The sequence below is a fragment of the Reyranella sp. genome, assembly GCF_036558665.1.
Lineage (GTDB): Bacteria > Pseudomonadota > Alphaproteobacteria > Reyranellales > Reyranellaceae > Reyranella.
Map to the genome: position 1 here is coordinate 1 of NZ_DATBFE010000087.1, position 22,757 is coordinate 22,757.

Sequence of the window (22,757 nt, forward strand, 5' to 3'; positions counted from 1 at the left end):
CACGGGACTGGCCTTCCTGTCGATGGGGTTCGACATCAAGGGCCCGACCTATGTCGGTGATACGATCCATGTCGAGATCGAGGTGACGGAGCTCAAGCCCACCTCGAAGGACCCGACGCGTGCCCTCGTGCGCACGACCAACAATGTCAAGAACCAGAAGGGCGAGACCGTTCTGATCTACACGCCGCTCCGCCTGATGCAGGGGCGATAGCGACGGGGAGCGGCCATGAGCAAGGTTGTCGTCGACACGGAAGGCACGACCACCGTCGTGTCGATCGACCGCTTCGCCGAGGCGCGCAACGCGGTCGATCCCGAAACGGCCGGCCTGCTGCGCGAGGCGTTCCTCGCCTTCGATCGCGACGAGGGCCAATCGGTCGCGATCCTGACCGGCCGCGGCGGCACCTTTTGCGCCGGCTACGACCTCAAGGTGGCGGCAGCAGGGGCGGGCGGCGGCCTGCACGATCCCGAGGGACCGGGGCCGATGGGGCCTACCCGCCACCTCCTCTCCAAGCCGGTGATCGCCGCGGTCGAGGGCTATGCCGTGGCGGGCGGGCTGGAGCTTGCCCTGTGGTGTGATCTGCGCGTCGCGTCGGAGACGGCAAAGTTCGGCGTCTTCTGCCGCCGCTGGGGCGTGCCGCTGATCGATGGCGGCACGGTGCGGCTGCCGCGTCTGATCGGCCAGAGCCGCGCTCTCGACATGATCCTGACCGGCCGCGAAGTGGGTGCGCTCGAGGCCTTCGAGTGGGGGCTCGCCAATCGCCTTGCACCGGCGGGGCAGGCCTTGGCCGAAGCCGGGCGGCTCGCCGCGCAGCTCGCGAAGTTCCCGCAGCTCTGCCTGCGCTCGGACCGCCGCTCCTCCTACGAGCAGTGGGGGCTGGAGCTGCGCGAGGCGCTCGCCAACGAAGGCCGCCTCGGTCAGCCGACGTTGGACGCCGAAGCGCGTCGGGGCGCCGCCCGCTTTGCATCAGGCAAGGGCAGGGGCGGCAATTTCAGCGATATCTGATACGGATCGGACCACGGGCGCCCGCTGCTGCTCCGAGCGCGCAGTTCGCGCGGCTGCGCTTCCCGTTCAGGCCGGAGGCGAAATCGCCCGCACGACATCCCTGAAAACGTTGAACTGCACTTGAAACGCTCGTGGGCTGTAATCCTGGTAGTATCCCGCGATCACCGCGACGACGAGATCGAGCTCGGGAACGATGCGAATCGACTGGCCGCCTCGACCAAGCGCGCCAATCCAATGAAGCTCGTGCTTATTGAGCAGGAAGCGACCGAGCCACCATAGGTATCCATAGGATTGATCGGCCGGGCCCTTGATCTTCGGTGCCGTCGAGGTCTCGATCCACGCCTTCGAAACGATCTGGCGGTCCTTCCAGCGACCGCCCGCGAGGACGAGCTGGCCGAATTTCGCCATGTCCCGCGGCCGCAAGCGCAATCCTCCGCCGGCATCGGCATCCCCCTTGACCCGACTCCACTCCACGCCGGCAATGCCCATGGGCTCGAACAACGTCTCGCGCGCAAATTCGTCGAGAGGCCGCCCGGTGGCCCTGCGAATTATGGCCGACACGAGCGTCAGCGCGCCGGTGTTGTAGAAGAATTCTTGTCCCGCCGCGGCAGTCACCGGAAGGCCGAGGACGTAGCGACATGGATCCGGCGCCATATGCATGCGTGACTCGTCGTTGTCATAGTCTCCGGTAGCCGGAGTCGCCTCCACCCACTCGAGGCCCATCGACATGGTGAGGGCATGCACGAGCTGAATGCGGTCCTTTTTGGGGGAACGCAAATCCGACAACTCGGGAAAGAAACTGAAGATCGGTTCGTTGATACTTTTGATCAGCCCTCGATCGATCGCGATCCCAACCGCGAGCGACGCGACGCTCTTTGAAACCGACTTCATGTCGTGCAGTCTGTCGGCATCAAAGGTGACGTTTTCCACGCGGCGACCCTGGATTTCGTCGGAGCCCTTGAGGTAGCGCTCGAACACCAGCTTGCCACCGTGTGCGACCAGAACGGCGTGCACGTTGCTCGAAGCGGCGAGCCGATCAGCCATCCTGCACAACGCACTGCGGTCGACGAGCCTGTCCTCGTTGACAAGAACGACGGGCCAGCCGTCGTCTCGCGCTGCTGGAACACCGCAGCCGTCGGAAGGGTCCGCGTATGCCGCGGTGAGCGGTGCCAGTGCGGCTCCGCCGAGAAGTGAAGAAAACCGGCGTCGTCGCATTCGGTCTCTCGCTCGCACCTTTTGCAACCGCGCAACCGGGCCAAATCACTGGCAGGCCGGCTCTTTACGGCACCAGCACGGCCTTGCCGACCACAGTCCGGTTCTGAATAAGGTTGAACGCCTTGATCCAGTCGGCGAGATCGAAGGTCGCGGCGACCTTGGCCAAGAGCTTGCCCTCCGTGAACCAACGCATCAGATCGTCTTGCGCGGCGGCTACCATGGCGCGCCGTCGTTCGAGCGCTGCGGCGTCCTTCGGGCCGGGCACCTTCCTGCCGCCCCAGCCGGTCCAGTAGCCGTAGTAGAAGCCGATTACCGTTACGTTCTTGACCAGCAGGATGTTGGCCGGGATCTGCGGAATGGTGCCCGACGCGAAGCCCATCGGGATGATGCGACCCTCCGGCGCCACGCAACGAAGCGAGACATCGAAGGCCGAGCCGCCGACCGGATCGTAGATCACGTCGGCGCCGCGGCCATCCGTCAACTCGAGGACCTTCGCGCGCAGGTCCTCGCGGTGATAGTCGATCAGGTGATCGGCGCCCGCTTCCCGGGCCGCGGCGAGCTTGTCGGCCCCGCCCGCCGAGGCGATCACGATGGCGCCCATCGCCTTGCCGACCTCGATGCCGGTCAGGCCCGACCCGCCGCCGGCGCCGTGCACCAGGAGAACTTCGCCGGGCTGGAGATTGGCCTTCCATCTCAGCGCGCCATAGGCTGTCGGATAGAGGGTCGGGAAGTTCGTCGCCTCGGCATAGGGCATGCGATCGGGGATCCGTACGGCGTTCGCCGCCGTCGCAACCGCATATTCGGCAAAGCCGCCCTGGGGCACGCCGGTCGCGATGCGATCACCGACCTTCAGACGATCGACGCCGGGGCCGAGCGCCATGATGTGCCCGGCGAGCTCGTTGCCCGGAATGTAAGGCAGCGTCGGCTTGTTCTGGTGCTTGCCCTCGACGCCCAGCATGGCGGCGAAGCTCACGCCCGCCGCCCCGACCCTGATCAGGATCTCGCCCGCCTTCGGCGCCGGGGTCGGCGCATCCTCGATCTTGAGGCCCTCGATCGGACCGTAGTCATGACACACCAACGCCCGCATCATTTCCTCTCGAAGCTGCCATGCCGGCCCTCACCCCCGGCGAAGCGCGCGGCGCCCTGCTGGGCTTCCTGCCGCCGGGCCGCCAGCGACAGTTCCATCTCGCGGCGGATGGCGGCTGCCTGGGCACGGTCGAAGCTTTCATAGGCCGATTGCCGGTCCGACGTCATGGCGATGGGCGGAAACGCCGCGATCTCGGCGGCGAGCTTCTCCGCCTCGGCGCGTGTCGTGCCGGGCGCGACCTTGCGCGTCGCAAGCCCGATCGCGATCGCCTCGTCGGCGCCGACCGCGCGGCCGGTCAGCAGCATGTCGAGCGCGCGACCCTGGCCCACGATTCGAGGCAGGCGCACGGTCGTGCCGTCGCTCATCGGCACGCCCCAGCGCCGCGAGAAGACGCCGAATGTCGCCGTATCGTCGACGATGCGGATGTCGCAGAACAGCGCCACGCCCAGACCACCGGCGCAGGCATGGCCTTCGATCGCGGCGATCACCGGCTTGGAAAGCGGTGCGCGCAGCGGACCGTCGTCGCTGCCGGCCCAGGGAAAATAGTCCGTGCCGCCGCCAAGCTCCTTGAGGTCGGCGCCGGCGCAGAACGCGCCGCCCGCGCCGGTCAGGACCGCGACGCGGGCCTCGCCATCCGTCTCGAATGCCCGAAGCGCCGCGGAGAGCGCGTGTGCCGCTTCGTTGTCGAGCGCGTTCCGGGCCTGCGGACGATTGATGACAATGGTGGTGACCTGACGGCCTCTCTCGACGAGAATTTTTGCCGGTTCCATTTTTCAACCCTGCGAGCATCGCGGCATGAAGCGCAAGGCGCCCCGCGATGTGTGCTGCCGAAAAAATCCGATAATCCCGATGCTACGCCGTCGATGAAACTGTTACCGTGACGCAGCTCGTCCGCGCGCAACTCGCCCAGGGTGGTAGTCGCATGCTTGGGATACTCAAGAAGTTGCTCGTCCGGCTCGCATACTGGGTGAACGACGTCTTTCCAAGCGCGAAGTCACTGGTTCCAAAGTCGCTTCATCGGTTCGTCCTGCTGCGCATCGTGGGCGTGAACGAACAGTATGAGAGGATGCTGCGCGAGAATCCAGAGCGCCTGTTTCTGAAGAACGAAGCGTTGCCCTGGGTACGCGACACCTACGAGCGGGTCCTGTTCGTCGGCACCGCGTCCTATGCCTGTCAGCACGAGAAGCTGTTCGCCGACGAGCCCGACCGCTACACGACGATCGACCGCAATCCCGCTGCCAAGGTGTGGGGCGGCAAACATCACATTGTCGCGTCTGTCGAGGAGATCGACCGGCACAGGCCGCCGGGGTTCTTCGATTGTGTGGTGCTGAGCGGTGTTCTTGGCTACCGCGTTCCCGAACATGACGATTACGGTCCCGTCGAGCGCGACGATCTCCGCAGAGTGATCAAGGCGCTCCACGACGTAATGCGCCCCGGAGCGTTGCTGCTGGTTGGCTGGAATCTTCGCGACATGCCGCAGTCGCTTTCCCAACTCGGCCTGCTCGAACCCTATTTCGCGCCGACCAAAGAAACACCGTGGGGAATGCGGAAGGAATTTCCACAGGATCTCCACGTCTTCGAGTTCTATGAGAGGAAGTAGAGGGACGTTCGCGCATGCTGGTTGCGCAATCGTCTACCGCACTGTCGCCAGCTCGTCCTCGAGCTGTGCGTTGGACCGCATCGGCGTGCGGAAGTACCACCAGTTGGCCTGCGGCGTCCATCTCTCCTTCCTGGCCGTGCCGACTCCCCAGACGCAGCGCCGAAAAGGGCGCGTGGCAGCTTGGAAGATCTTGTCGGCATCGTCGAGCTTCAGGGCGTGGTCGCCGATCTCCTCGCGGCTGAACATCGGCAGGGCCTCGAGGATGAGCTGGCGCACATCGACATCGTTGCGCCAGTTATCGAGATCGAACGTGTAGTCCTTGCGCTCGAGATCGGAACTCAGGGTCGACCACTGGTCGATCAGGTCGCGCAATTCCTCGACATCGGGCGGACCGGGAGGGGGAAGTGCCGCACTCATTCGACGCGCTCCGCCTGCCGGCGATAGTATCGCTCGCCATCGTTGGGCTTGAAGAAGGTCCGGATCGTGCCATCGCGGTTGAAGGCGATGAAGGCGCCGGTCTGCCGGTCGAAGCGCGTGGTGACGCCGTCGCGCCGTACCGTCTCCAGCACCGGGCCGCCGACGGCCGTATCGCGCAGGAGTTGCGCCTGGTGCAGATAGTCGAGCTTGGTGATCTTGCCGAACTCCGCGCCGTGTTTCTTGTAGTGCTCGTCGAGCCGGCGCTCGTCGACGAAGCCGATGCCGTTACCCCAATTCCTGCGTTCCGGCCCGGACGTGGCGATGTCGTTGCCGGGGTCGCGCGCGAGCACACGCTCGCTGCGGTCGGCGAGTTGGCTCCAGGCGGCGACGATCACGACCGCGGCCAGCGCTGGCGTCAACAGACGGCGCCATGGCCGATTGCCCGTGCGCGGGATCATGCAGCTATTGTGCGCCGGACTTGAACCATCGCGCAATCAGGCCGCGCTCGGCGTCGGTGATGTTGGTGAGATTGCCGGGCGGCATCGCCTTGGCGACGACCACCTGCTGGTTGATCGTGGCGGCGCGGGCATGGATCTCGTCGGGCGTCTCCAGGATCACCCCCTTGGGCGGAGCGGCGAAGCCTTCCTGGGTGGGTTTGGCTGCATGACACGGCGTACAGCGCTGCTGGATGACCGGCTCCACCTCCGCGAACGCGACCGGTCCGCCGGCCATCGCCGGATCCGGGCGGGGCAGGGCGACGATGGCCGTCAGGACCAGCATCACGAGGCCCGCGGCAAGCACCAGCGGGTCGGCGTTGCCCTTGTGGCGCTGGACGAACCAGACACGCACCAGCGTGCCCGCGACCGAGATCATCACCAGCAGCACCCAGTTCCAGGGATGCCCGTAGAGGCCGGCATAGTGGTTGCTGATCATGGTGAACAGCACCGGCAGGGTGAAATAGGTATTGTGCACCGAGCGTTGGCGGCCCATCAGGCCGAACTTCGCATCCGGCTTGCGGCCCTCTTGCTTCGCCTTCACCAGCTCGTGCTGGCCGGGAATGATCACGAAGAAGACGTTGAGCACCATGATCACGCCCAGCATGGCGCCGAAATGCATGTAGGCGCCGCGGCCCGAGAAGAGATGGCAGAGCGCCCACGCCGCCGCAGTGCAGGCAAGAAACAGCAATCCCCCCAGGATGGCGTCGTCCTCGCCGAAGGCGGAGCGACAAAGCGCATCGTAGAAGAGCCAGCCGCCCGCCATGAACGCGACGCCGATCGCGATTGCCTCGGGCGGGCTCAGCGCCATCACCGACGGGTCGATCAACGCCACCTGCGCGCCGTAGTAGTAGACGAGGCAGAGCAGCAGGAAGCCGGTGATCAGCGTCGTGTAGGCTTCCCATTTGAACCAGTGCAGCTCGGTCGGCAGCTTCTCGGGCGCCAGGGTGAACTTCTTGGCGGTATAGAAGCCGCCGCCGTGGACGGCCCAGACCTCGCCGCCGATTCCCTTGGCCGTATCGGCTGGATCGAGGGGCGTGCGGAGATGGTTGTCCAGCCAGATGAAGTAGAAAGAGGCGCCGATCCAGGCGATGCCCACGATCATGTGGGCCCAGCGCAGGACGAGATTGAGCCAATCGATCGCGAAGCCGGCATCCATTCCTTTTCGTAGCGCCTTGCCGGGCAGGCCCTCAAGGCGGTAAATCGCCCTTCACCTCTGTCAATCCTGTGAATCGCAAGGGGAAACAACCATGGCATTGGATCTTCCGGATGGCGTCGTGATCGACGGAGCCGTCAAGCCAGGTTTCGAGAAGGTGCTCACCAGGGATGCGCTCGCCTTCCTCGCCGACCTGCAGCGCCGGTTCAATGCCCGCCGCGAAGAGTTGCTGGCGGCGCGGATCGATCGTCAGAAGCGGCTGGATGCCGGCGAGAAGCCCGACTTCCTGAAGGACACTGCCCGGATCCGCGAGAGCGACTGGACGGTGGCGCCGCTGCCCCGGGACATTCTCGACCGGCGCGTGGAGATCACCGGCCCCGTCGACCGCAAGATGATCATCAACGCCCTGAACTGCGGCGCCAATGTCTTCATGGCCGACTTCGAGGATGCGAGCACGCCCACCTGGGCCAACATGGTCGAGGGCCAGTTCAACCTGATGGACGCCGTGCGCCGCCAGATCGACTATGTCGATCCGCAGAGCCAGAAGGCGTACCGACTCGCCGACAAGACCGCCGTGCTGTTCGTGCGGCCGCGCGGCTGGCATCTCCTCGAGAAGCACATGACGGTCGACGGCAAGCCGATGTCGGGCTCGCTGTTCGATTTCGGTCTCTATTTCTTTCACAACGCCAGCGAAGCGCTGGCCCGGGGAACGGGGCCGTATTTCTACCTGCCCAAGATGGAGAGCCATCTCGAAGCGCGGCTGTGGAACGAGGTGTTCGTGCATGCCCAGAACACGCTCGGCTTGCCGCAGAAGTCGATCAAGGCCACGGTGCTGATCGAGACGATCCTCGCCACCTTCGAGATGGACGAGATTCTGTGGGAGCTCAGGGATCACTCGGCCGGCCTCAATTGCGGCCGCTGGGACTACATCTTCTCTTTCATCAAGAAGTTCCGCGAGCAGGAGTGGGCGGTACTGCCCGACCGTGCCCAGGTGACGATGACTTCTCACTTCCTGCGCTGCTACAGCCAGCTCCTGATCAAGACCTGCCATCGACGCGAGGTGCACGCGATGGGCGGCATGGCGGCGCAGATTCCCATCAAGAACGATGCTGCGGCCAACGAGATCGCGATGGAGCGCGTGCGCGCCGACAAGAAGCGCGAGGCAGGGGACGGCCACGACGGCACGTGGGTCGCCCATCCGGGTCTCGTCGAGATCGCCAAGGCCGAGTTCGACGCGGTGATGAAGGAAGCCAACCAGATCGCGCGCAAGCGCCAGGACGTGCATGTGAACGCGGCCGACCTGGTCAGGGTGCCGGACGGCACCAAGACGGAGGCGGGCTTGCGGCAAAACGTGGCGGTCGGCATCGGTTACGTCGAGGCGTGGCTGCGGGGCATCGGCTGCGTGCCGCTGTTCAACCTGATGGAGGATGCCGCCACCGCCGAGATCAGCCGCGCGCAGGTGTGGCAGTGGGTCCGTCACCGCCAGAAGCTCAATGACGGCCGCCCGATCACCAGGGAGTTCGTGCGCCAGATCGTGCGCGAGGAGAACGACAAGGTGAAGGCGCAGCTCGGCGACGCGGCCTATTCCGGTGCCCGCTACGAGGATGCGGCCCAGCTCATGATCGACCTGGTCGAGCAGCCGCAATTCTACGAGTTCCTGACGCTGCCCGCCTACGACCGCATCATCGCCGATGAAAAGAAGGCGGCGTAAAACCTGTCCTCCCCTTCGCGGATTGGGCGAAAGAGGAGGAACGTGAAACAGAAGAGGGCAAACGGACCATGGTTCAGGCTGTCTATGACGTCACCTCATCCGGCAAACCCGATGCACCGGCGGTCGGCGCCCCCGGCCGGCCATGGCTCACTTTCGCCGGGCTGAAGAAACTCGCCGACGACACGCTTGCGACTTTGAACGGCGTTGGCATCGGTCGCGGCGATCGCGTCGCAATGGTCGTGCCCAACGGACCGGAGGCCGCGACCTCGTTCGTGGCGGTCGCGTCCGGCACGACCTCGGCACCGCTCAATCCCGCCTACCGGGCGGAGGAGTTCCAGTTCTATATCGACGACCTCAAGCCCAAGGCCGTGATCGTCCAGAAGGGACTGGAGAGCCCGGTGCGGGGCGTGGCCGAAAAGCTCGGCGTGCCGATCATCGATCTGGTGCCCGACGAAACGGCACCTGCAGGCGTCTTCACGCTCGACGTCTCCACGCTCGAGCCCGCCAGGGCGGCGAAACCGGGTGTTTCGTCGAATGGCGAGATCGCGCTCGTCCTGCATACTTCGGGCACGACGGCGCGACCCAAGATTGTACCGCTGTCGACCGCCAATCTCGCCGCTTCAGCGCGCCATATCGGCGCCACGCTCGCGCTGACGCCGGCCGACCGCTGCATGAACATCATGCCGCTGTTCCATATCCACGGGCTGGTCGCGGCCACGCTCTCCTCGCTCGCGGCCGGCGCATCGGTATCGTGCACGCCGGGTTTCAACGCGCTGCGCTTTTTCGCCTGGCTCGCGGAAGCGAGGCCCACCTGGTACACCGCCGTGCCGACCATGCATCAGGCGATCCTGGGCCGCCTGCGCGGCAACGCCGAAGCGGCGAAGGCGGCGAAGCTGCGCTTCATCCGTTCGTCGTCCTCCTCGTTGCCGCCGCAGGTCATGGCCGAGCTCGAGGCGGCGTTCGGCTGCCCGGTGATCGAGGCCTACGGCATGACCGAGGCGAGCCACCAGATGGCATCCAATGCGTTGCCGCCGGGCAAGCGCAAGGCAGGCGCCGTCGGCCTGCCGGCGGGCCCGCAAATCTCGATCATGGACGAGGCCGGCAAGATCCTGCCGCCGGGGGAGACGGGCGAAGTCGTGATCCAGGGACCGAACGTTACGGCGGGTTACGACAACAACCCCGACGCCAACGCCAAGGCCTTCACCAACGGCTGGTTCCGCACCGGCGATCAGGGATACTTCGACGAGGACGGTTATCTGTTCCTCAACGGCCGGCTGAAGGAAATCATCAACCGCGGCGGCGAGAAAATCAGCCCGATCGAGATCGACGTCATCCTGATGGATCATCCTTCGGTCGAGCAGTGTCTGACCTTCGCCATTCCCCATCCCAAGCTCGGCGAGGAGGTCGGCGCGGCCGTGGTGCTGCGGTCGGGCTGCGAGTGCACCGAGCGCGAGCTGCGCGATTTCGTGGCCGGGCGCGCCGCCGACTTCAAGGTGCCGCGCAAGGTCCTGTTCGTGGCCGAGATTCCCAAGGGCGCGACGGGCAAGCTGCAGCGCATCGGGCTCGCCGCCAAGCTCGGCCTGGGCGAGGCGACGGCTTGAGGGCAGGCAGGTGACATCGATCTGCGTCTTCGGGGCGGGCGCGATCGGCGGCCTGATCGCCGCGAAATTGGAGAGCGCTGGCACGCCAGTGACGGTCGTGGCCCGTGGCCCCCACTGCGAGGCGATGCGCGCCAATGGGCTGGCATTGCGCAGCGACGGCCGGGAGGTCGTCACCCGGCCGCGCGTCGAGACCGATCCGAGGAGCGTGGGGGCGCAGGATTACCTCATGCTGACGCTCAAGGCGCACTCGCTCGTGCCGGCGATGGCGCAGCTCAAGCCGTTGATCGGGCCGGACACGACCATCGTCGCGGCGATCAACGGCGTGCCGTGGTGGTACACTTACCGGCTCGGCGGCGCGTTCGAGGGACGGCGCGTCGAGGCGGTCGATCCCGACGGCGTCGTGTCGGCGGGCCTGCCGCCCGCGCAAGCGCTTGGCTGCATCGTCTATCCCGCCGCCGATGTCGTCGAACCCGGCATGATCCATCACACCTATGGCGACCGCTTCACTCTTGGCGAGCCCGACGGCAGCCGCAGCGATCGCGCGGCGAAGTTCTCGGAGCTTTTGATCAAGGCCGGCCTCAAGGCGCCGGTGCGGGCGCGCATTCGCGACGAGCTCTGGGTCAAGCTGTGGGGCAACATGGCCTTCAACCCGGTGAGCGCGCTCACCGGTGCGACGCTCGACAAGGTGTTGGCCGACCCGGGCACGCACGCCGTCTGCCGCGCGCTGATGGTCGAGGGTCAGGCGGTCGCGGAAAAGCTCGGCGTCAGGTTCGCCATAGGCGTCGACAAGCGGCTGGCCGGCGGCGCCGAGGTGGGGGCGCACAAGACCTCGATGCTGCAGGACCTCGAACGCGGCCGGCCGCTCGAGATCGAGGCGCTGCTGGGGGCCGTCGTGGAGATGGCGGGCTGGGTCGGCGTCGACATGCCGATCGGGCGTTCTATCCTCGCTCTCGTGCGCCAGCGGGCCGAGGTGCGCTGACATGCAAGAGCTCAAGCTGGTGTTCGATCAGGCGGAGAACAGCGCCGATGCCGAGCGCGTCCGCAACGGCGTGATCTACCACAACTTCGCCGCCACCGGGGTGTCTGCCTACTATCCCGTCAACTTCTTCCTCAAGACCGAGCGCGGCGAAGTCATGGGTGGGTTGCTGGGCATGATTTGGGGCGGCTGCCTGCATGTCTCATTTATCTGGGTCGACGAGGCGGTGCGCGGCCGGGACAATGGAACGCGTTTGATGGATGCCGCCGAAGCCTATGCCCGGGAACGGCACTGCCACACCGCGACGCTCGACACCCATTCCTTCCAGGCACGGCCTTTCTACGAGAAGCGCGGCTACGAGCTGTTTGGCACGCTCGACGACTATCCGACGGGCCACAAGAAGTTCTTCCTGAAGAAGAGGCTTTAGAAGAAGGGCTTTAGCCGCCCGCTCGTGGTAGTGTTGGCGCCGACCAAGTTCTGAAAATCAGCGTCATCCCGTGTACGGCACCTGCGTTGAGCGAAGCCGAAGAGGGATGTTTATTCGGCATCGCCAGAGATCCCGCGCTTCGCTCGGGATGACAACATCGTCCGACTCGCAGAGGGAGGTGAGTTATGGCGACCTGGACACCCGATCCGAGTTTTTATCCTTCGCCGCGCATGGCGATGAAGGCACCGGCGGAAACCCTGGCCTACGTCGCCGCCTTCGACCCGCGGCGCGAGCAACCGGACGCGATCGCCGTCGTCGACGTCGATCCCGGTTCGGCGAGCTACTCGGCCATCGTCGGCAGCACGGCCATGCCCAACGTCGGCGACGAGCTGCACCATTTCGGCTGGAACGCCTGCTCGTCCTGCCTCTGCCCCAATGCGCCGCATCCTCACAGCGAGCGGCGCTACCTGATCGTGCCGGGTCTGCGCTCTTCGCGCATCCATGTCCTCGATACCAAGCCCGACCCGCGCAAGCCCGCCATCGTCAAAGTCATCGAGCCAGCCGAAATCGCGGAACGGGCAGGATATACGCGACCCCACACCGTGCATTGCGGCCCTGAAGGCATCTATGTCGCGGCCCTCGGCAATCGCGAAGGCAAGGGGCCGGGCGGCATCTTCCTGATGGATCACGAAAGCTTCGATGTGCGCGGCCAATGGGAGATGAATCGCGGGCCGCAGTACTTCGCCTACGATGCCTGGTGGCATCTGGGTCACGACACGATGGTGACGAGCGAATGGGGCACGCCTGACACCTTCGAGGACGGATTGATCCCGGAAGTCCTGCTCGGCGCCAAATACGGCCGGCGCCTGCATTTCTGGGACCTGCATAAGCGCAAGCACGTGCAGACCATCGATTTCGGCGACAAGCATCAGCTCGTTTTCGAGCTCAGGCCGGCGCACAATCCGACGAAGGCGTACGGCTTCGTCAACTGCGTCCTGAGCCTCGAGAACCTGTCGTCTTCGATCTGGACCTGGTATCGCGACGGCGACAAGTGGGCGGTGAGGAAGGTCATCGAGATCCCGGCCGAGCCGGCCAACGAAGACCAGTTGCCGCCGGTCCTGAAGGGCTTCAAGGCCTGTCCACCGCTCGTCACCGACATCGACCTGTCGATGGACGACAGGTTTCTGTATGTCGCCTGCTGGGGAACGGGCGATCTCCAGCAATACGACGTCTCCGATCCGTTCAATCCCAAGCTGACCGGCAAGGTACGGATCGGCGGCATTGTGGCCCGCGCCGCTCATCCGTCGGAAACGGGTCCGCTGAGTGGCGGGCCGCAGATGGTCGAGATCAGCCGCGACGGCCGGCGCATCTATTTCACCAACTCGCTGTACGGCGCGATCGATCCGCAGTTCTATCCCGAGGGCATCGAGGGATGGATGGTGAAGCTCGACGCCGAGCCGTCGGGCGGCATCGCCTTCGACTCACGGTTCTTCGTCAAATGGCCGAAGTCGCACCGGCCGCATCAGGTCCGCCTCGAGGGCGGTGACTGTTCGTCCGATTCCTACTGCTATCCCTAGGCGCCCCTGACCATGAGCGACGCCTGGCCCTGGATCGTCGTCGCCGGGCTGGGCGCCTTTCATGGCCTCAATCCGGCCATGGGATGGCTGTTCGCCGTGGCGCTCGGCCTGCATCGGGACGATCGTCGAGTCGTGTGGTTCTCGCTGCTGCCGATCGCCGCCGGACATGCGCTGTCGGTCGCCCTGGTCGCGGCCGCGGTCGTCTCGCTCGGTCTGTTGGTCGATGGACGTGTGCTTGGCGTCGCCGCAGGCGGCGCCCTGATCGTGTGGGCTCTCTGTCACTGGCGCTATGGATCGCATCATCGCGTACGCGTAGGCTTGCAGACCGGCCTCTTCGGTCTTGCCCTGTGGTCTTTTCTGATGGCGACCGCACACGGTGCCGGCCTCATGCTCTGGCCGGCGTTGATGCCGCTCTGCTTCTCCGGCGGCGCGGCGGCCTCGGCCAGCGGATCGGTCGTTCCGGCTCTCGCCGGCGTCGGCCTGCATACGCTCGCAATGCTGGCCGTCACCGGCGCGATCGCCATCACCGTCTACGAATGGATCGGGCTCGCGATCCTGCGCCATGCCTGGATCAATCTCGACCTTATCTGGACCGTGGCGCTCGTCGCAGCAGGCGTCTGGCTCCTCCTCGCCTGACGAAAGCCGATCGATGCTTGCGGAGGGCCACCGTCATCGGAGCGCGCCCCTCAGCCTAAGGCAGTTCCTTCAGCTTCTTGTCGATGGCGAGCAGGTCCATCCAGCTCAGGCGCTTGCTGGCGGGGGTGCGCAGCAGATAAGCGGGATGAAAGGTCGGCATGGTCGGCAGCTCCGTGCCGTCGGCCAGGCGATAGCCGACCCACTTGCCGCGCATGCGGGTGATACCCTCGGTCGTATCGAGCACGGCCTTGACCGACGTGCCGCCCGCCAGGACCAGAATCTTGGGTCGTGCGAGCTCGATATGGCGGCGCGTGAAGGCGAGGCACATCGCCTGCTCGGCAAGTGTCGGCGTGCGGTTGCCAGGCGGTCGCCAGAACAGGATGTTGGTGATGTAGAAGCCGCCGTCACGCGTGAGCCCGATCGCCGCCATCATGCGATCCATCAGCTGGCCGCTCACACCGACGAACGGCTTGCCCAGCCGGTCCTCGTCGCTTCCCGGAGCCTCGCCCACGATCATGACCGGCGCGCCGGGCGTGCCGTCGGCGAACACGGTGTTCTTGGCGGTGCGTTTGAGGGCGCAGCTCTCGAAGCCGCGCACCGCCGCCTCGAGCTCGGCGACTGTGCTGCACCTCTCGGCGAGGGCCCGCGCATCGTCGACGAGCTGCGGCGATTCGATGGGCACCGGCGCGCGCGCCGCCGGCGCAGGCAGCGGGGAAGGCCGCAACGGCGTCGGCGTCGCTGGTCGCGCGGAAGCCTTGGCGGCCGGCACGGTGGCGGCGACCGCAGCAGGTGGGGGCAAGGCAAACCGGTCGACCGGTCTCTCCTCGACCGCCTCCTCCACCCCCTGGTCGGCATACCAACGCAGCAGCGCCGCGAGATCTTCGGTTGCGATCGGCGTTTCGGCCATCACAGGCTCTTCAGGAACGCATCCAGGATCGGCGCCCACAGTCTCGCATCGGCATGGCTCGCCATGTGGCCCTTGTTGGAGGGCAGTTCCACATAGGTCACATCCACCCCCGCCTTGCGCATGTCCATGACGTAGCCCGGGCTCACCCTGATGTCGAACAGCTTGTCGGTCGGCGACTGCACGTAGAGCACCTTGGCCTTCCTGAGCTTGTCGTAGTCGTTGGTGATGTCGAAGCCGCCGATCGCCCTGCGCAGCACCACAAGCGAGTGGCCGTCATAGATCTTCGCCCAGGCCCTGGCGTTGGCACGGATCGCCGCTTCGCGCGCTTTGGGGTCGGGCACGGTCTCGGCCAGGATTTCGTTCTGGCCGTAGCTCATCAGCGTCTCGAAGCGGATCTCCTCCAGCGTGGTGGCGATGCCGCCATTGTCGTAGTACCAGCCGCCGTTCCAATTGGGATCATTCGCCAGCCGCTTCTGCAGCGCCTCGAGTCGGTCGATGCCGGAAGGGGCGCGCGGCGCCGTCACGGAGGGCACCACCGCCCTCGTGGAGCCCGGATAGGAGGCGGCCCACTGGAACGACTGGAAGCCGCCCATCGATGGGCCGATCACCGCGACGAGCCGTGTGATACCCAGGGAATCGATCAGCAGCTTCTGGCTCGCCACCATGTCGCGCAGCGTGATTTCGGGGAAGGTCGGTCCGTATTGCCTGTTGGTGCGCGGATCGATCGTGTTGGGTCCGGTGCTGCCGTGGGCCGAGCCGAGGGCATTGACCGCGATCACGAAGTAGCGATCCGTGTCGACCGCCTTGCCCGGCCCGATCAACGCATCGAACCAGCCGGGCGCGCCGTCGGCAACGCCACGGCCGGCCTTGCCCCGGGCGTTGAGGCCGGCCGCGTGATGGCTCGACGTGTAGCCGTGCACGACCAGGACGGCATTGTCGCGTTGCGGCGCCAGCGTGCCATAGGTCTCGTAGGCGAGCTCCAGGACCGGCAGGCTTTGCCCGTTCAGCAGCCGGAAATCGCGGGCGCTGAAGGTCTTGCTCTCGATTTCCGTCAGCTCAGCCATGGGAATGCCCCTTTCCGCAGGTAGCGATCCAGCCCCCGACAGGTTATTTAGCAGCGAAAGGATTGCCGCCGGTCTCGGCTGCGTCCATCTGGAAAACGCACTGCACAGCGAGACGGGAATGGCACGCGAGGCAATGGAATACGACGTGGTGATTGTCGGCGGCGGCCCGGCCGGGCTGGCGGCGGCAATCCGGCTGAAGCAGCTCGCTGCCGAACGCAACCACGAAGTTTCGGTTTGCGTGCTGGAGAAGGGTTCCGAGATCGGCGCGCACATCCTGTCCGGCGCAGTGATCGATCCGATCGGCCTCAACGAGCTCATTCCCGACTGGAAGACGAAGGGTGCGCCGGTCGAGACCGAGGTCAGCGACGACCAGTTCCTGTGGCTCACGAAGGCGGGCTCGTTCCGCTTCCCCAACTTCATGATGCCCCGACTGATGAGCAACCACGGCAACTACATCGTGAGCCTGGGCGACGTTTGCCGCTGGCTGGCGCAGCAGGCCGAAGCGCTGGGTGTCGAGATCTATCCGGGCTTCGCCGCCGCCGAGGTGCTCTATAACGAAGACGGCTCGGTGAAGGGTGTCGCCACTGGCGACATGGGCATCGCAAAGGATGGCCATCACAAGGACAATTACACCGAAGGCATGGAGCTGCATGCCAAGTACACGCTGATCGCCGAAGGCGCGCGCGGCTCGCTTGCCAAGGTCCTGATGGCACAGTTCGAGTTGCGCGCGGACGTCGACCCGCAGAAGTTCGGCATCGGCCTGAAGGAGCTGTGGCAGGTCGATCCGGCCAAGTTCAAGAAGGGCCTGGTCGTGCATTCGCAGGGCTGGCCCCTGTCGGAGACCGCAAGCCAGGGCGGCTCCTTCATGTACCATTTCGGCGACAACCTTGTGGCGATCGGGTTCGTCGTCCATCTGTCCTACGAGAACCCCTACCTCTCGCCGTTCGACGAGTTCCAGCGTTTCAAGACGCATCCGGAGGTCGCCAAGTACCTGCAGGGTGGCAAGCGGCTGGCCTATGGCTCGCGCGCCATCAACGAAGGCGGTGTTCAGTCGGTGCCGAAGCTCACCTTCCCCGGTGGCGCGCTGATCGGCTGCTCGGCGGGCTTCGTCAACGTGCCGCGCATCAAGGGCAGCCACAACGCGATCAAGAGCGGCATGCTGGCCGCCGAAGCGGCGTTCGAGGCATTGGCCGGCGGCAAGACCGGCGGCGACGAGCTGATTGCCTATCCGGTCAAGGTCAAGGCGTCGTGGATCTGGAAGGATCTCGACAAGGTGCGCAACGTGAAGCCGGCTCTGAGGTGGGGTTCGGTGCTGGGCACGATCTACGGCGGCTTCGACATGTGGATGCACGATCTCGGACTGCGCCTGCCGTGGACGCTGCGCCACCACAAGGCGGACCATGAATGCCTGCGCCCGGCTGCGGAATTCCAGCCCATCCAGTATCCCAAGCCGGACGGCGTGATCTCCTTCGACAAGCTCTCCTCGGTGTTCCTGTCGAACACCAACCACGAGGAGGACCAGCCGGTCCATCTCCGCTTGCGCGATCCCTCGATCCCGATCGCGGTCAATTTGCCGCTCTACGCCGAGCCCGCCCAGCGCTATTGTCCGGCTGGCGTCTACGAAGTCGTCACGGCCGACAACGGCCAGCCCCGATTTCAGATCAACGCCCAGAACTGTGTTCACTGCAAGACCTGCGATATCAAGGATCCGGCACAGAACATCGACTGGACCGTGCCCGAAGGTGGCGGCGGCCCCAACTATCCCAACATGTGACAGGCATGCGATCCAAAACCCTCGCGCTGTTGTCCACGGCCCTGCTGCTCACCCTCCCCGTGTCGGGCCGTGCCCAGTCGAATCACGCTCAGTCGGGCGGGCCGTCCTCCAAGTCGCCATCATCGCTGACCTTGCCGCAAAGGACCCTTCCGCCGAAGGCAATCTCGGTCGACGGCCGGTACCTCGCCGGGCGCGTGGCCGAGGCCGACCACGACTACGAAGTCGGTGCGCACGAGCTCGACCTCGCACTCGCCCAGACGCCGGATGATCCGACGCTGCTCTATGCCGCTTTCCGCATGCACATGTACGCCGGCCATTTGGACGCCTCTGTGCGCCTCGCGCCGAAGGTTCTGGCGACCAAGCCGGGCGACGGCTTCGCCAATCTCGTGCTGACGGTCGAGCAGGTGAAGCGTGGCGACTACCGAATGGCGGAGCAGCAGCTCGGCCGCATCGGTGCCGAGAACCAGCTCGGCCCGCTGCGCGAGTTCGTCGTCGCCTGGTTGAAGGCGGGCGAGAAGGACTTCGCCGCGGCGCGCGAGATCCTGTCGCGGCTGAAGCCCAAGGAAGGCGATCGGTCCGAGGCCCCGTCGCTCATCATCCGCGCGCAGATCGACGAGCTGGCCGGCGACCGCGCGGCAGCCGAGGCGAAGTATCGCCGGGCCGTCGAGCTCGATCCCGCCGGCTTGCGTATCGCGGTCGCGGCCGCCGAAGGACTTCGCCGGCTCGGCAAGACGGGCGACGCCCACGCGCTGCTCCAGTCCTACGGCGAGAAGTACAGCGATTCGGTCGTCATGGACGGCATGCTGGCCGCCAACGCGCCTGCGCCCAAGCCGCCGACCCCGGCGTCAGGCATTGCCGAGATCATGTTCGATATCGGCGGCATCCTGGGCGCCGATCAGCGCAACGAGCGCGCCGATCTCGCCCTGATCTTCGAGCAGCTCGCCGTGGACTTGAAACCCGATCTGGACTTTGCCTGGCTGATGATCGCCGGCCTCGACGAGCAGTTCGGCAAGAATGCCAAGGCGATCGCGGCGCTCGGCAAGATCGGCGCGAGCTCGCCGCTCTACTGGCAGGCCCGTCTGCGCGCCGCCACGCTCGCCGCGCAGGAGGACAATCTCGACGAGGCGGTACGCCGCCTGCGCGCGATGGCCGCCGAGAAACCTGATCGGATCGACGCCGCGCTGACCCTGGCCGATCTCCTGCGCACCAAGGAGCGCTACAAGGACGCGGTCGCCGCCTACGACATGGCGATCCTGCGGATCAAGCAGCCGGAGGAGAAACACTGGCCGGTCTATTTCGGGCGCGGCATCTGCCTGGAGCGGATAAAGCAATGGCCGCGCGCCGAAGCCGACATGAAGAAGGCGCTTGAGCTGTCGCCCGACCAGCCCTATGTGCTGAACTATCTCGGCTACAGCTGGATCGACCAGGGCATGCACCTGGACGAGGGCATGAAGATGCTGAAGCGGGCGACGGAGCTCAGGCCCGATGACGGCGCCATCACCGATTCGGTCGGGTGGGCCTACTACCGGCTCGGCCAGTACGACGAGGCCGTGAAGTGGCTCGAACGGGCGAGCGAGCAGAAGGGTGACGATGCAACGGTCGTCGAGCATCTGGGCGATGCCTACTGGCATGTCGGGCGCTTGCGCGAGGCGCGCTTCGAATGGCAGCGGGCCGTGAACCAGAAGCCCGACAAGGACCGCCTGCCCGTTCTCGAGGACAAACTCGCCAACGGCCTCAACGCGACCAACGACAAGCCGACCGTCTACGAGAAGTCCGCCGAAAAGAACAAGGGCGGCTGACCGGCCCCGGACGAAGCAGGTGCACGGCGAGACCGAGACGGCGCGGGCCAAGGTCAATCTCTGGCTGAACGTCGTCGGACGACGGGCCGACGGCTATCATCTCTTGCACTCGCTGGTCGCCTTTGCCGATCTTGGCGACACGCTCGAAGTCTCCACAGCGGAGGGCGTCGCTCTCGCCATCGAAGGTCTTGGCGCCGCCGAGCTCCCGGCCGGCACGGACAATCTCGTGCTGAAGGCGGCGCGTCTGCTGGCAAGGGACACCGCGGTCGAAGCGGGCGCCGCCTTCCGGCTCGTCAAGCGGATTCCCGTGGCGGCCGGGCTGGGCGGCGGCTCGGCTGATGCAGCTGCAGCCCTGCGCGCCTTGTGCCGGTTATGGCGGCTTGATCTGCCGGCGGCGAGGCTTTCGATGCTTGCCGCGCGCCTCGGTGCCGACGTGCCGATGTGCCTCGACCAGCGTCCCAGCATTGCAAGCGGCGCCGGTGAAACGCTCCAGCCTGCACCGCCATTGCCTTCTTGCGGGCTGCTGCTGGTCAATCCCGGCGTGCCCTTGCCGACGGCCGAGGTGTTCGCCGCTCGACAGGGGGATTTCTCGCCCATACGGCCTCTCGATCAGCCATGGTCGGACCTCGCCGGCCTCGCGGCCGCATTGTCCGCTCGCGGCAACGACCTCACCGAGGCTGCGGTGTCGAGACAGCCGGTCGTTGGCAAGGTACTGGCTGGCCTGCGGAGAACGGCTGGCGTGCGCTATGCCGCCATGAGCGGCAGCGGCGCCACCTGCTTTGCCCTCTACGATACGGTCGCCGATGCCAGGCGTGCAGCGACGGGCGTGCCGGAATCGTGGTGGCATCATGCCGGCCGCCTGACCTGAGCCGTGACGCGCCCGATGGATCTGTTCTAAGGCTTCGCGAGCGCCTGTTTCAGGGCGACATAGAGATCCTTCGACGGGTCGCCCGTTTGCGCAAGCCCGGCGCCACGCTGGAAAGTGCGGATGGCATTGCGCGTCACCGGGCCCAGCGACCCGTCCGGCTTGTCGCGCAGCAGCTTGAGATCCAACAGGGCCTGCTGGATGACGCGCACCTGCTCGATCTTGTCGGCCGGCCATCCGGCGCCCGCATCGGTGGATGCCGGCGAAGGTGCCGGCGCTGCCGATGACGAGGGTGCCGGCGCCGGAAAGGCGGGCGCCGGCAACCGACCCGGCTCCTGCCGCGCCGACGAAGTCGCCTCGGCGATCTGTGCAATCTCGCGCTGGCCCAGTTCCTGCGCACGCTGCAATTCGGCCGGCGCCATGACACGGCGAAGGTCCTGCGATCTGCGCATGGCGTTCCGCGCGAGCGACGTTTCCTTGCCGTCATGCGCCCGGCGCTCGAACTGCGCGGCCAGACCGAACCAGGCGACGGCCGCAGCGGCGTCCTTCGGTGCCGCGTCGCCCTGTTCGTAGATGTCGCCGAGCGCGAACATCGACGCCGTCATGCCCTGGTGGGCCGCCGCCAACAAAAGCTTGATCGCTTCCGTACCGTCGCGCGGGGCACCCTTTCCGTCGCGCAGCATCAGGGCGAGGTTGTGCTCGGCGACCGGGAGGCCCGTGTTCGCCGCGCGGCGATACCACTCCACCGCGCGTGTCGAACTGCGCTCGACGACGAACCCGTTTTCGTACATCACGCCGACATTGAAGGCGGCCTGGGAGGAGCCGAGCTCGGCAGCGTGCAGCATCCAGCCCGCGCCGGCCTGCACATCCTTGGCGATTCCAATCCCGAGAATGAGACGGCGCGACATTTCCACCATCGACGGCAGGTCGTGCGCCTCGGCAAGCTTGCGAAGCGTCTCGACCGGCAACGATGCGGGATCGGTTTCGGTCGAGGCCTCGGCGGCGGCAGGCGCCGAGGCATGGATCGGCGCCTCGATTTCTGCGGCAGTCGGCGGCGGCGGTGCGTCGGACGGCGGCGGGAGGGAAAAATCGTCGCCGAAAGCCGGCGGGCGTGCCGCCGCAGCGGGCTCCGTCCTCGCCGGCATTGTGCTTGCGTCGCTTCCACCCGACCAGGACGGCGCTTCCATGGTGGCAAAGACCAGCGCTCCGACCACAACGACCGTCCCGAACACTCCGAGCAGCAGACGCGAAGGACGTGCGCCAACTGCGCGATCTGCCGACTTGTCCGGAGTGCCGCTCATCTTTGGACAATAGCCGACAGATGACGGGCCGGAGAAGGCATCGCGCGAAAGCGTACCACGATCAACGTGGTCAGCAGCAGCACCGCGCCGGCCTGGTGCATCGACGCGAGACCGATCTCGACGCCGCTCAGGATCGTGGCGATGCCGAGACAAAGCTGTAGCAACACCATGGCGGCTGCCGCGTAGGTTTCCGGCCGGCGGACGCGCCACGCCAGCGCGAGAACGCCCAGCACCAGGAGCTTGGCAAGCCAACGATGGATGAACTGCACCGTCGTGCCGTTCTCGAAGATGTTGATCCACCAGGGCGAGAGATCGAACATGCCGGGGGGGATCCAGTATCCCGACATGGTCGGAAAGGTGTTGTGCATGAGGCCGGCGCGCAGGCCCGCCATCAGTGCGCCGAAGGTCATGACCACGAACACGAAGGCGATCAGGCCTGTGGCCTCGCGCCGCGTCCGGGGTTCGTCGCGGCGCTCGCCCTGCGGCCCAAGCTCGAGAACCAGCCAGACCGTGTAGGCATAGAGCGCCACCGCCGCCAGGAGGTGTGCGGCCAAGCGGTAGTGGCTGACCGAGGGGCGGCTGACCAGGCCCGAGGCGACCATCGCCCAGCCCAGCGCACCTTGCAGGCCGCCGAGGAGCAGAAGAGCCACGAGTCGCGGCTTCAGGCCTGGCGAGAGGCGCCCGCGCAGCCAAAACCAGAGAAGCGGCACGGCGACGACGACACCGATCAGCCGCCCCCACAGACGATGGATGAACTCCAGCCAGAAGATCTGTTTGAATTGCGCGACGTCGAAATCAGGATTCACCAATCTTCCCTGCGGCGAGGAAAGATATTCCTTCAGCTCGGCCTGCCAGGCCTGCTCGCTGAGCGGCGGCACGACGCCGGTGACGGGGTGCCATTCGACCATGGACAGGCCCGATTCGGTAAGTCGCGTGAGCGCACCGAGCGTGATCATGACGAAAATCATCGTGGCAACGACGATCAGCCAGTTGCGCACCGGAGCAGGGACGGTCTTCATGGCGGCCGGACCATGCGGGAAGCGGATCGTGGCGTCATCAGGCATTAATGTCGCGAACCATCGCCGCCTTGCGCTCCTCCGACTCCTTGGTTAATCGGTTCGTGTACGAACAAATCACCCCTCGCTTC

At 66.0% G+C, this 22,757-nt stretch carries 21 protein-coding genes and 1 pseudogene; 12 read left to right on the forward strand and 10 right to left on the reverse strand.

Annotated elements, in window-relative coordinates:
• Both VH499_RS14240 and VH499_RS14245 read left to right on the forward strand, forming a co-directional pair.
• Positions 1-211, forward strand: a pseudogene (locus tag VH499_RS14240) (acyl dehydratase); the annotation flags it as partial.
• 15 nt (positions 212-226) lie between these two features.
• A complete protein-coding gene (locus VH499_RS14245) occupies positions 227-1,003 on the forward strand; it encodes a crotonase/enoyl-CoA hydratase family protein (protein WP_332053401.1) in 777 nt (258 codons plus the stop codon).
• Positions 1,004-1,069: 66 nt separating this feature from the next.
• On the opposite strand, the gene VH499_RS14250 is transcribed toward VH499_RS14245, so the two are convergent.
• The 3 genes from VH499_RS14250 to VH499_RS14260 form a co-directional block, all read right to left on the reverse strand.
• A complete protein-coding gene (locus VH499_RS14250) occupies positions 1,070-2,218 on the reverse strand; it encodes a serine hydrolase (protein ID WP_332053402.1) in 1,149 nt (382 codons plus the stop codon).
• A gap of 64 nt (positions 2,219-2,282) precedes the next feature.
• Complete coding sequence (locus VH499_RS14255; protein WP_332053403.1) at positions 2,283-3,305, reverse strand: NADPH:quinone oxidoreductase family protein; 1,023 nt, start codon at positions 3,303-3,305, stop codon at positions 2,283-2,285.
• Positions 3,305-4,075 carry a crotonase/enoyl-CoA hydratase family protein gene (locus VH499_RS14260; protein ID WP_332053404.1) on the reverse strand — a complete coding sequence of 257 codons (771 nt, stop codon included), beginning with the start codon at positions 4,073-4,075 and terminating at the stop codon, positions 3,305-3,307. Before VH499_RS14260 ends, VH499_RS14255 begins: the two co-directional genes overlap by 1 nt.
• 107 nt (positions 4,076-4,182) lie before the next feature.
• Here VH499_RS14260 and VH499_RS14265 point away from each other — a divergent pair, with 107 nt between their 5' ends.
• The gene (locus VH499_RS14265) at positions 4,183-4,905 is read left to right on the forward strand and encodes a hypothetical protein (protein ID WP_332053405.1); all 723 of its coding nucleotides are present in this window, start codon (positions 4,183-4,185) and stop codon (positions 4,903-4,905) included.
• Positions 4,906-4,938: 33 nt separating this feature from the next.
• Here the strand turns inward: VH499_RS14265 and VH499_RS14270 are convergent, their stop codons facing one another.
• Genes VH499_RS14270 through VH499_RS14280 form a run of 3 tightly spaced genes read right to left on the reverse strand, consistent with a single transcriptional unit; the run spans position 4,939 to position 6,975 of the window.
• Complete coding sequence (locus tag VH499_RS14270; RefSeq protein ID WP_332053406.1) at positions 4,939-5,322, reverse strand: hypothetical protein; 384 nt, start codon at positions 5,320-5,322, stop codon at positions 4,939-4,941.
• Entirely contained in the window at positions 5,319-5,780 is a 462-nt protein-coding gene (locus VH499_RS14275; RefSeq protein WP_332053407.1) for a hypothetical protein, read from the reverse strand. The genes VH499_RS14270 and VH499_RS14275 overlap by 4 nt, the downstream gene beginning before the upstream one ends.
• Positions 5,781-5,784: 4 nt before the next feature.
• A complete protein-coding gene (locus VH499_RS14280) occupies positions 5,785-6,975 on the reverse strand; it encodes a urate hydroxylase PuuD (protein ID WP_332053408.1) in 1,191 nt (396 codons plus the stop codon).
• A 91-nt stretch (positions 6,976-7,066) separates the two neighbouring features.
• Between VH499_RS14280 and aceB the strand changes: the two genes are divergently transcribed.
• The 6 genes from aceB (at position 7,067) to VH499_RS14310 (ending at position 13,900) form a co-directional block, all read left to right on the forward strand.
• Complete coding sequence (gene aceB / locus VH499_RS14285) at positions 7,067-8,683, forward strand: malate synthase A (RefSeq protein ID WP_332053409.1); 1,617 nt, start codon at positions 7,067-7,069, stop codon at positions 8,681-8,683.
• Positions 8,684-8,751: 68 nt separating this feature from the next.
• Entirely contained in the window at positions 8,752-10,284 is a 1,533-nt protein-coding gene (locus tag VH499_RS14290; RefSeq protein WP_332053410.1) for an acyl--CoA ligase, read from the forward strand.
• 10 nt (positions 10,285-10,294) lie between these two features.
• Positions 10,295-11,263, forward strand: a complete 969-nt coding sequence (locus tag VH499_RS14295) for a 2-dehydropantoate 2-reductase (RefSeq protein ID WP_332053411.1) — start codon at positions 10,295-10,297, stop codon at positions 11,261-11,263.
• 1 nt (position 11,264) lies between these two features.
• Entirely contained in the window at positions 11,265-11,687 is a 423-nt protein-coding gene (locus VH499_RS14300) for a GNAT family N-acetyltransferase (RefSeq protein ID WP_332053412.1), read from the forward strand.
• A 185-nt stretch (positions 11,688-11,872) separates the two neighbouring features.
• Positions 11,873-13,264 carry a selenium-binding family protein gene (locus tag VH499_RS14305; protein WP_332053413.1) on the forward strand — a complete coding sequence of 464 codons (1,392 nt, stop codon included), beginning with the start codon at positions 11,873-11,875 and terminating at the stop codon, positions 13,262-13,264.
• A gap of 12 nt (positions 13,265-13,276) precedes the next feature.
• Positions 13,277-13,900 carry a hypothetical protein gene (locus tag VH499_RS14310; protein WP_332053414.1) on the forward strand — a complete coding sequence of 208 codons (624 nt, stop codon included), beginning with the start codon at positions 13,277-13,279 and terminating at the stop codon, positions 13,898-13,900.
• A gap of 55 nt (positions 13,901-13,955) precedes the next feature.
• On the opposite strand, the gene VH499_RS14315 is transcribed toward VH499_RS14310, so the two are convergent.
• Together VH499_RS14315 and VH499_RS14320 are read right to left on the reverse strand one after the other, a co-directional pair.
• Positions 13,956-14,807: a uracil-DNA glycosylase gene (locus VH499_RS14315; protein WP_332053415.1), complete on the reverse strand. Its 852-nt coding sequence runs from the start codon at positions 14,805-14,807 to the stop codon at positions 13,956-13,958.
• Positions 14,807-15,871 (reverse strand): alpha/beta fold hydrolase, encoded by a 1,065-nt coding sequence (locus tag VH499_RS14320; protein WP_332053416.1) that lies wholly within the window; start codon positions 15,869-15,871, stop codon positions 14,807-14,809. Before VH499_RS14320 ends, VH499_RS14315 begins: the two co-directional genes overlap by 1 nt.
• A 118-nt stretch (positions 15,872-15,989) precedes the next feature.
• Between VH499_RS14320 and VH499_RS14325 the strand changes: the two genes are divergently transcribed.
• The 3 genes from VH499_RS14325 to VH499_RS14335 are packed head-to-tail and all read left to right on the forward strand — an operon-like array spanning position 15,990 to position 20,312.
• Positions 15,990-17,645, forward strand: a complete 1,656-nt coding sequence (locus VH499_RS14325; RefSeq protein ID WP_332053417.1) for an electron transfer flavoprotein-ubiquinone oxidoreductase — start codon at positions 15,990-15,992, stop codon at positions 17,643-17,645.
• A 5-nt stretch (positions 17,646-17,650) separates the two neighbouring features.
• A complete protein-coding gene (locus VH499_RS14330) occupies positions 17,651-19,444 on the forward strand; it encodes a tetratricopeptide repeat protein (protein ID WP_332053418.1) in 1,794 nt (597 codons plus the stop codon).
• Positions 19,445-19,463: 19 nt separating this feature from the next.
• Positions 19,464-20,312, forward strand: a complete 849-nt coding sequence (locus VH499_RS14335) for a 4-(cytidine 5'-diphospho)-2-C-methyl-D-erythritol kinase (RefSeq protein ID WP_332053419.1) — start codon at positions 19,464-19,466, stop codon at positions 20,310-20,312.
• A 26-nt stretch (positions 20,313-20,338) separates the two neighbouring features.
• On the opposite strand, the gene VH499_RS14340 is transcribed toward VH499_RS14335, so the two are convergent.
• Both VH499_RS14340 and VH499_RS14345 read right to left on the reverse strand, forming a co-directional pair.
• Positions 20,339-21,610, reverse strand: coding sequence for an SEL1-like repeat protein (locus tag VH499_RS14340; RefSeq protein WP_332053420.1), 1,272 nt, complete (start codon positions 21,608-21,610; stop codon positions 20,339-20,341).
• Positions 21,607-22,674: a COX15/CtaA family protein gene (locus tag VH499_RS14345; RefSeq protein ID WP_332053421.1), complete on the reverse strand. Its 1,068-nt coding sequence runs from the start codon at positions 22,672-22,674 to the stop codon at positions 21,607-21,609. Before VH499_RS14345 ends, VH499_RS14340 begins: the two co-directional genes overlap by 4 nt.
• Positions 22,675-22,757: the final 83 nt, after the last annotated feature.

Coding starts and splice junctions, on each gene's coding strand:
- VH499_RS14305 (WP_332053413.1), top strand. CDS start 11,873: ATGGCGACCTGGACACCCGATCCGAGTTTTTATCCTTCGCCGCGCATG.
- VH499_RS14315 (WP_332053415.1), bottom strand. CDS start 14,807: ATGGCCGAAACGCCGATCGCAACCGAAGATCTCGCGGCGCTGCTGCGT.
- VH499_RS14270 (WP_332053406.1), bottom strand. CDS start 5,322: ATGAGTGCGGCACTTCCCCCTCCCGGTCCGCCCGATGTCGAGGAATTG.
- VH499_RS14280 (WP_332053408.1), bottom strand. CDS start 6,975: ATGGATGCCGGCTTCGCGATCGATTGGCTCAATCTCGTCCTGCGCTGG.
- VH499_RS14310 (WP_332053414.1), top strand. CDS start 13,277: ATGAGCGACGCCTGGCCCTGGATCGTCGTCGCCGGGCTGGGCGCCTTT.
- VH499_RS14250 (WP_332053402.1), bottom strand. CDS start 2,218: ATGCGACGACGCCGGTTTTCTTCACTTCTCGGCGGAGCCGCACTGGCA.
- VH499_RS14260 (WP_332053404.1), bottom strand. CDS start 4,075: ATGGAACCGGCAAAAATTCTCGTCGAGAGAGGCCGTCAGGTCACCACC.
- VH499_RS14245 (WP_332053401.1), top strand. CDS start 227: ATGAGCAAGGTTGTCGTCGACACGGAAGGCACGACCACCGTCGTGTCG.
- VH499_RS14325 (WP_332053417.1), top strand. CDS start 15,990: ATGGCACGCGAGGCAATGGAATACGACGTGGTGATTGTCGGCGGCGGC.
- aceB (WP_332053409.1), top strand. CDS start 7,067: ATGGCATTGGATCTTCCGGATGGCGTCGTGATCGACGGAGCCGTCAAG.
- VH499_RS14345 (WP_332053421.1), bottom strand. CDS start 22,674: ATGCCTGATGACGCCACGATCCGCTTCCCGCATGGTCCGGCCGCCATG.
- VH499_RS14290 (WP_332053410.1), top strand. CDS start 8,752: ATGGTTCAGGCTGTCTATGACGTCACCTCATCCGGCAAACCCGATGCA.
- VH499_RS14255 (WP_332053403.1), bottom strand. CDS start 3,305: ATGCGGGCGTTGGTGTGTCATGACTACGGTCCGATCGAGGGCCTCAAG.
- VH499_RS14300 (WP_332053412.1), top strand. CDS start 11,265: ATGCAAGAGCTCAAGCTGGTGTTCGATCAGGCGGAGAACAGCGCCGAT.
- VH499_RS14340 (WP_332053420.1), bottom strand. CDS start 21,610: ATGAGCGGCACTCCGGACAAGTCGGCAGATCGCGCAGTTGGCGCACGT.
- VH499_RS14275 (WP_332053407.1), bottom strand. CDS start 5,780: ATGATCCCGCGCACGGGCAATCGGCCATGGCGCCGTCTGTTGACGCCA.
- VH499_RS14330 (WP_332053418.1), top strand. CDS start 17,651: ATGCGATCCAAAACCCTCGCGCTGTTGTCCACGGCCCTGCTGCTCACC.
- VH499_RS14320 (WP_332053416.1), bottom strand. CDS start 15,871: ATGGCTGAGCTGACGGAAATCGAGAGCAAGACCTTCAGCGCCCGCGAT.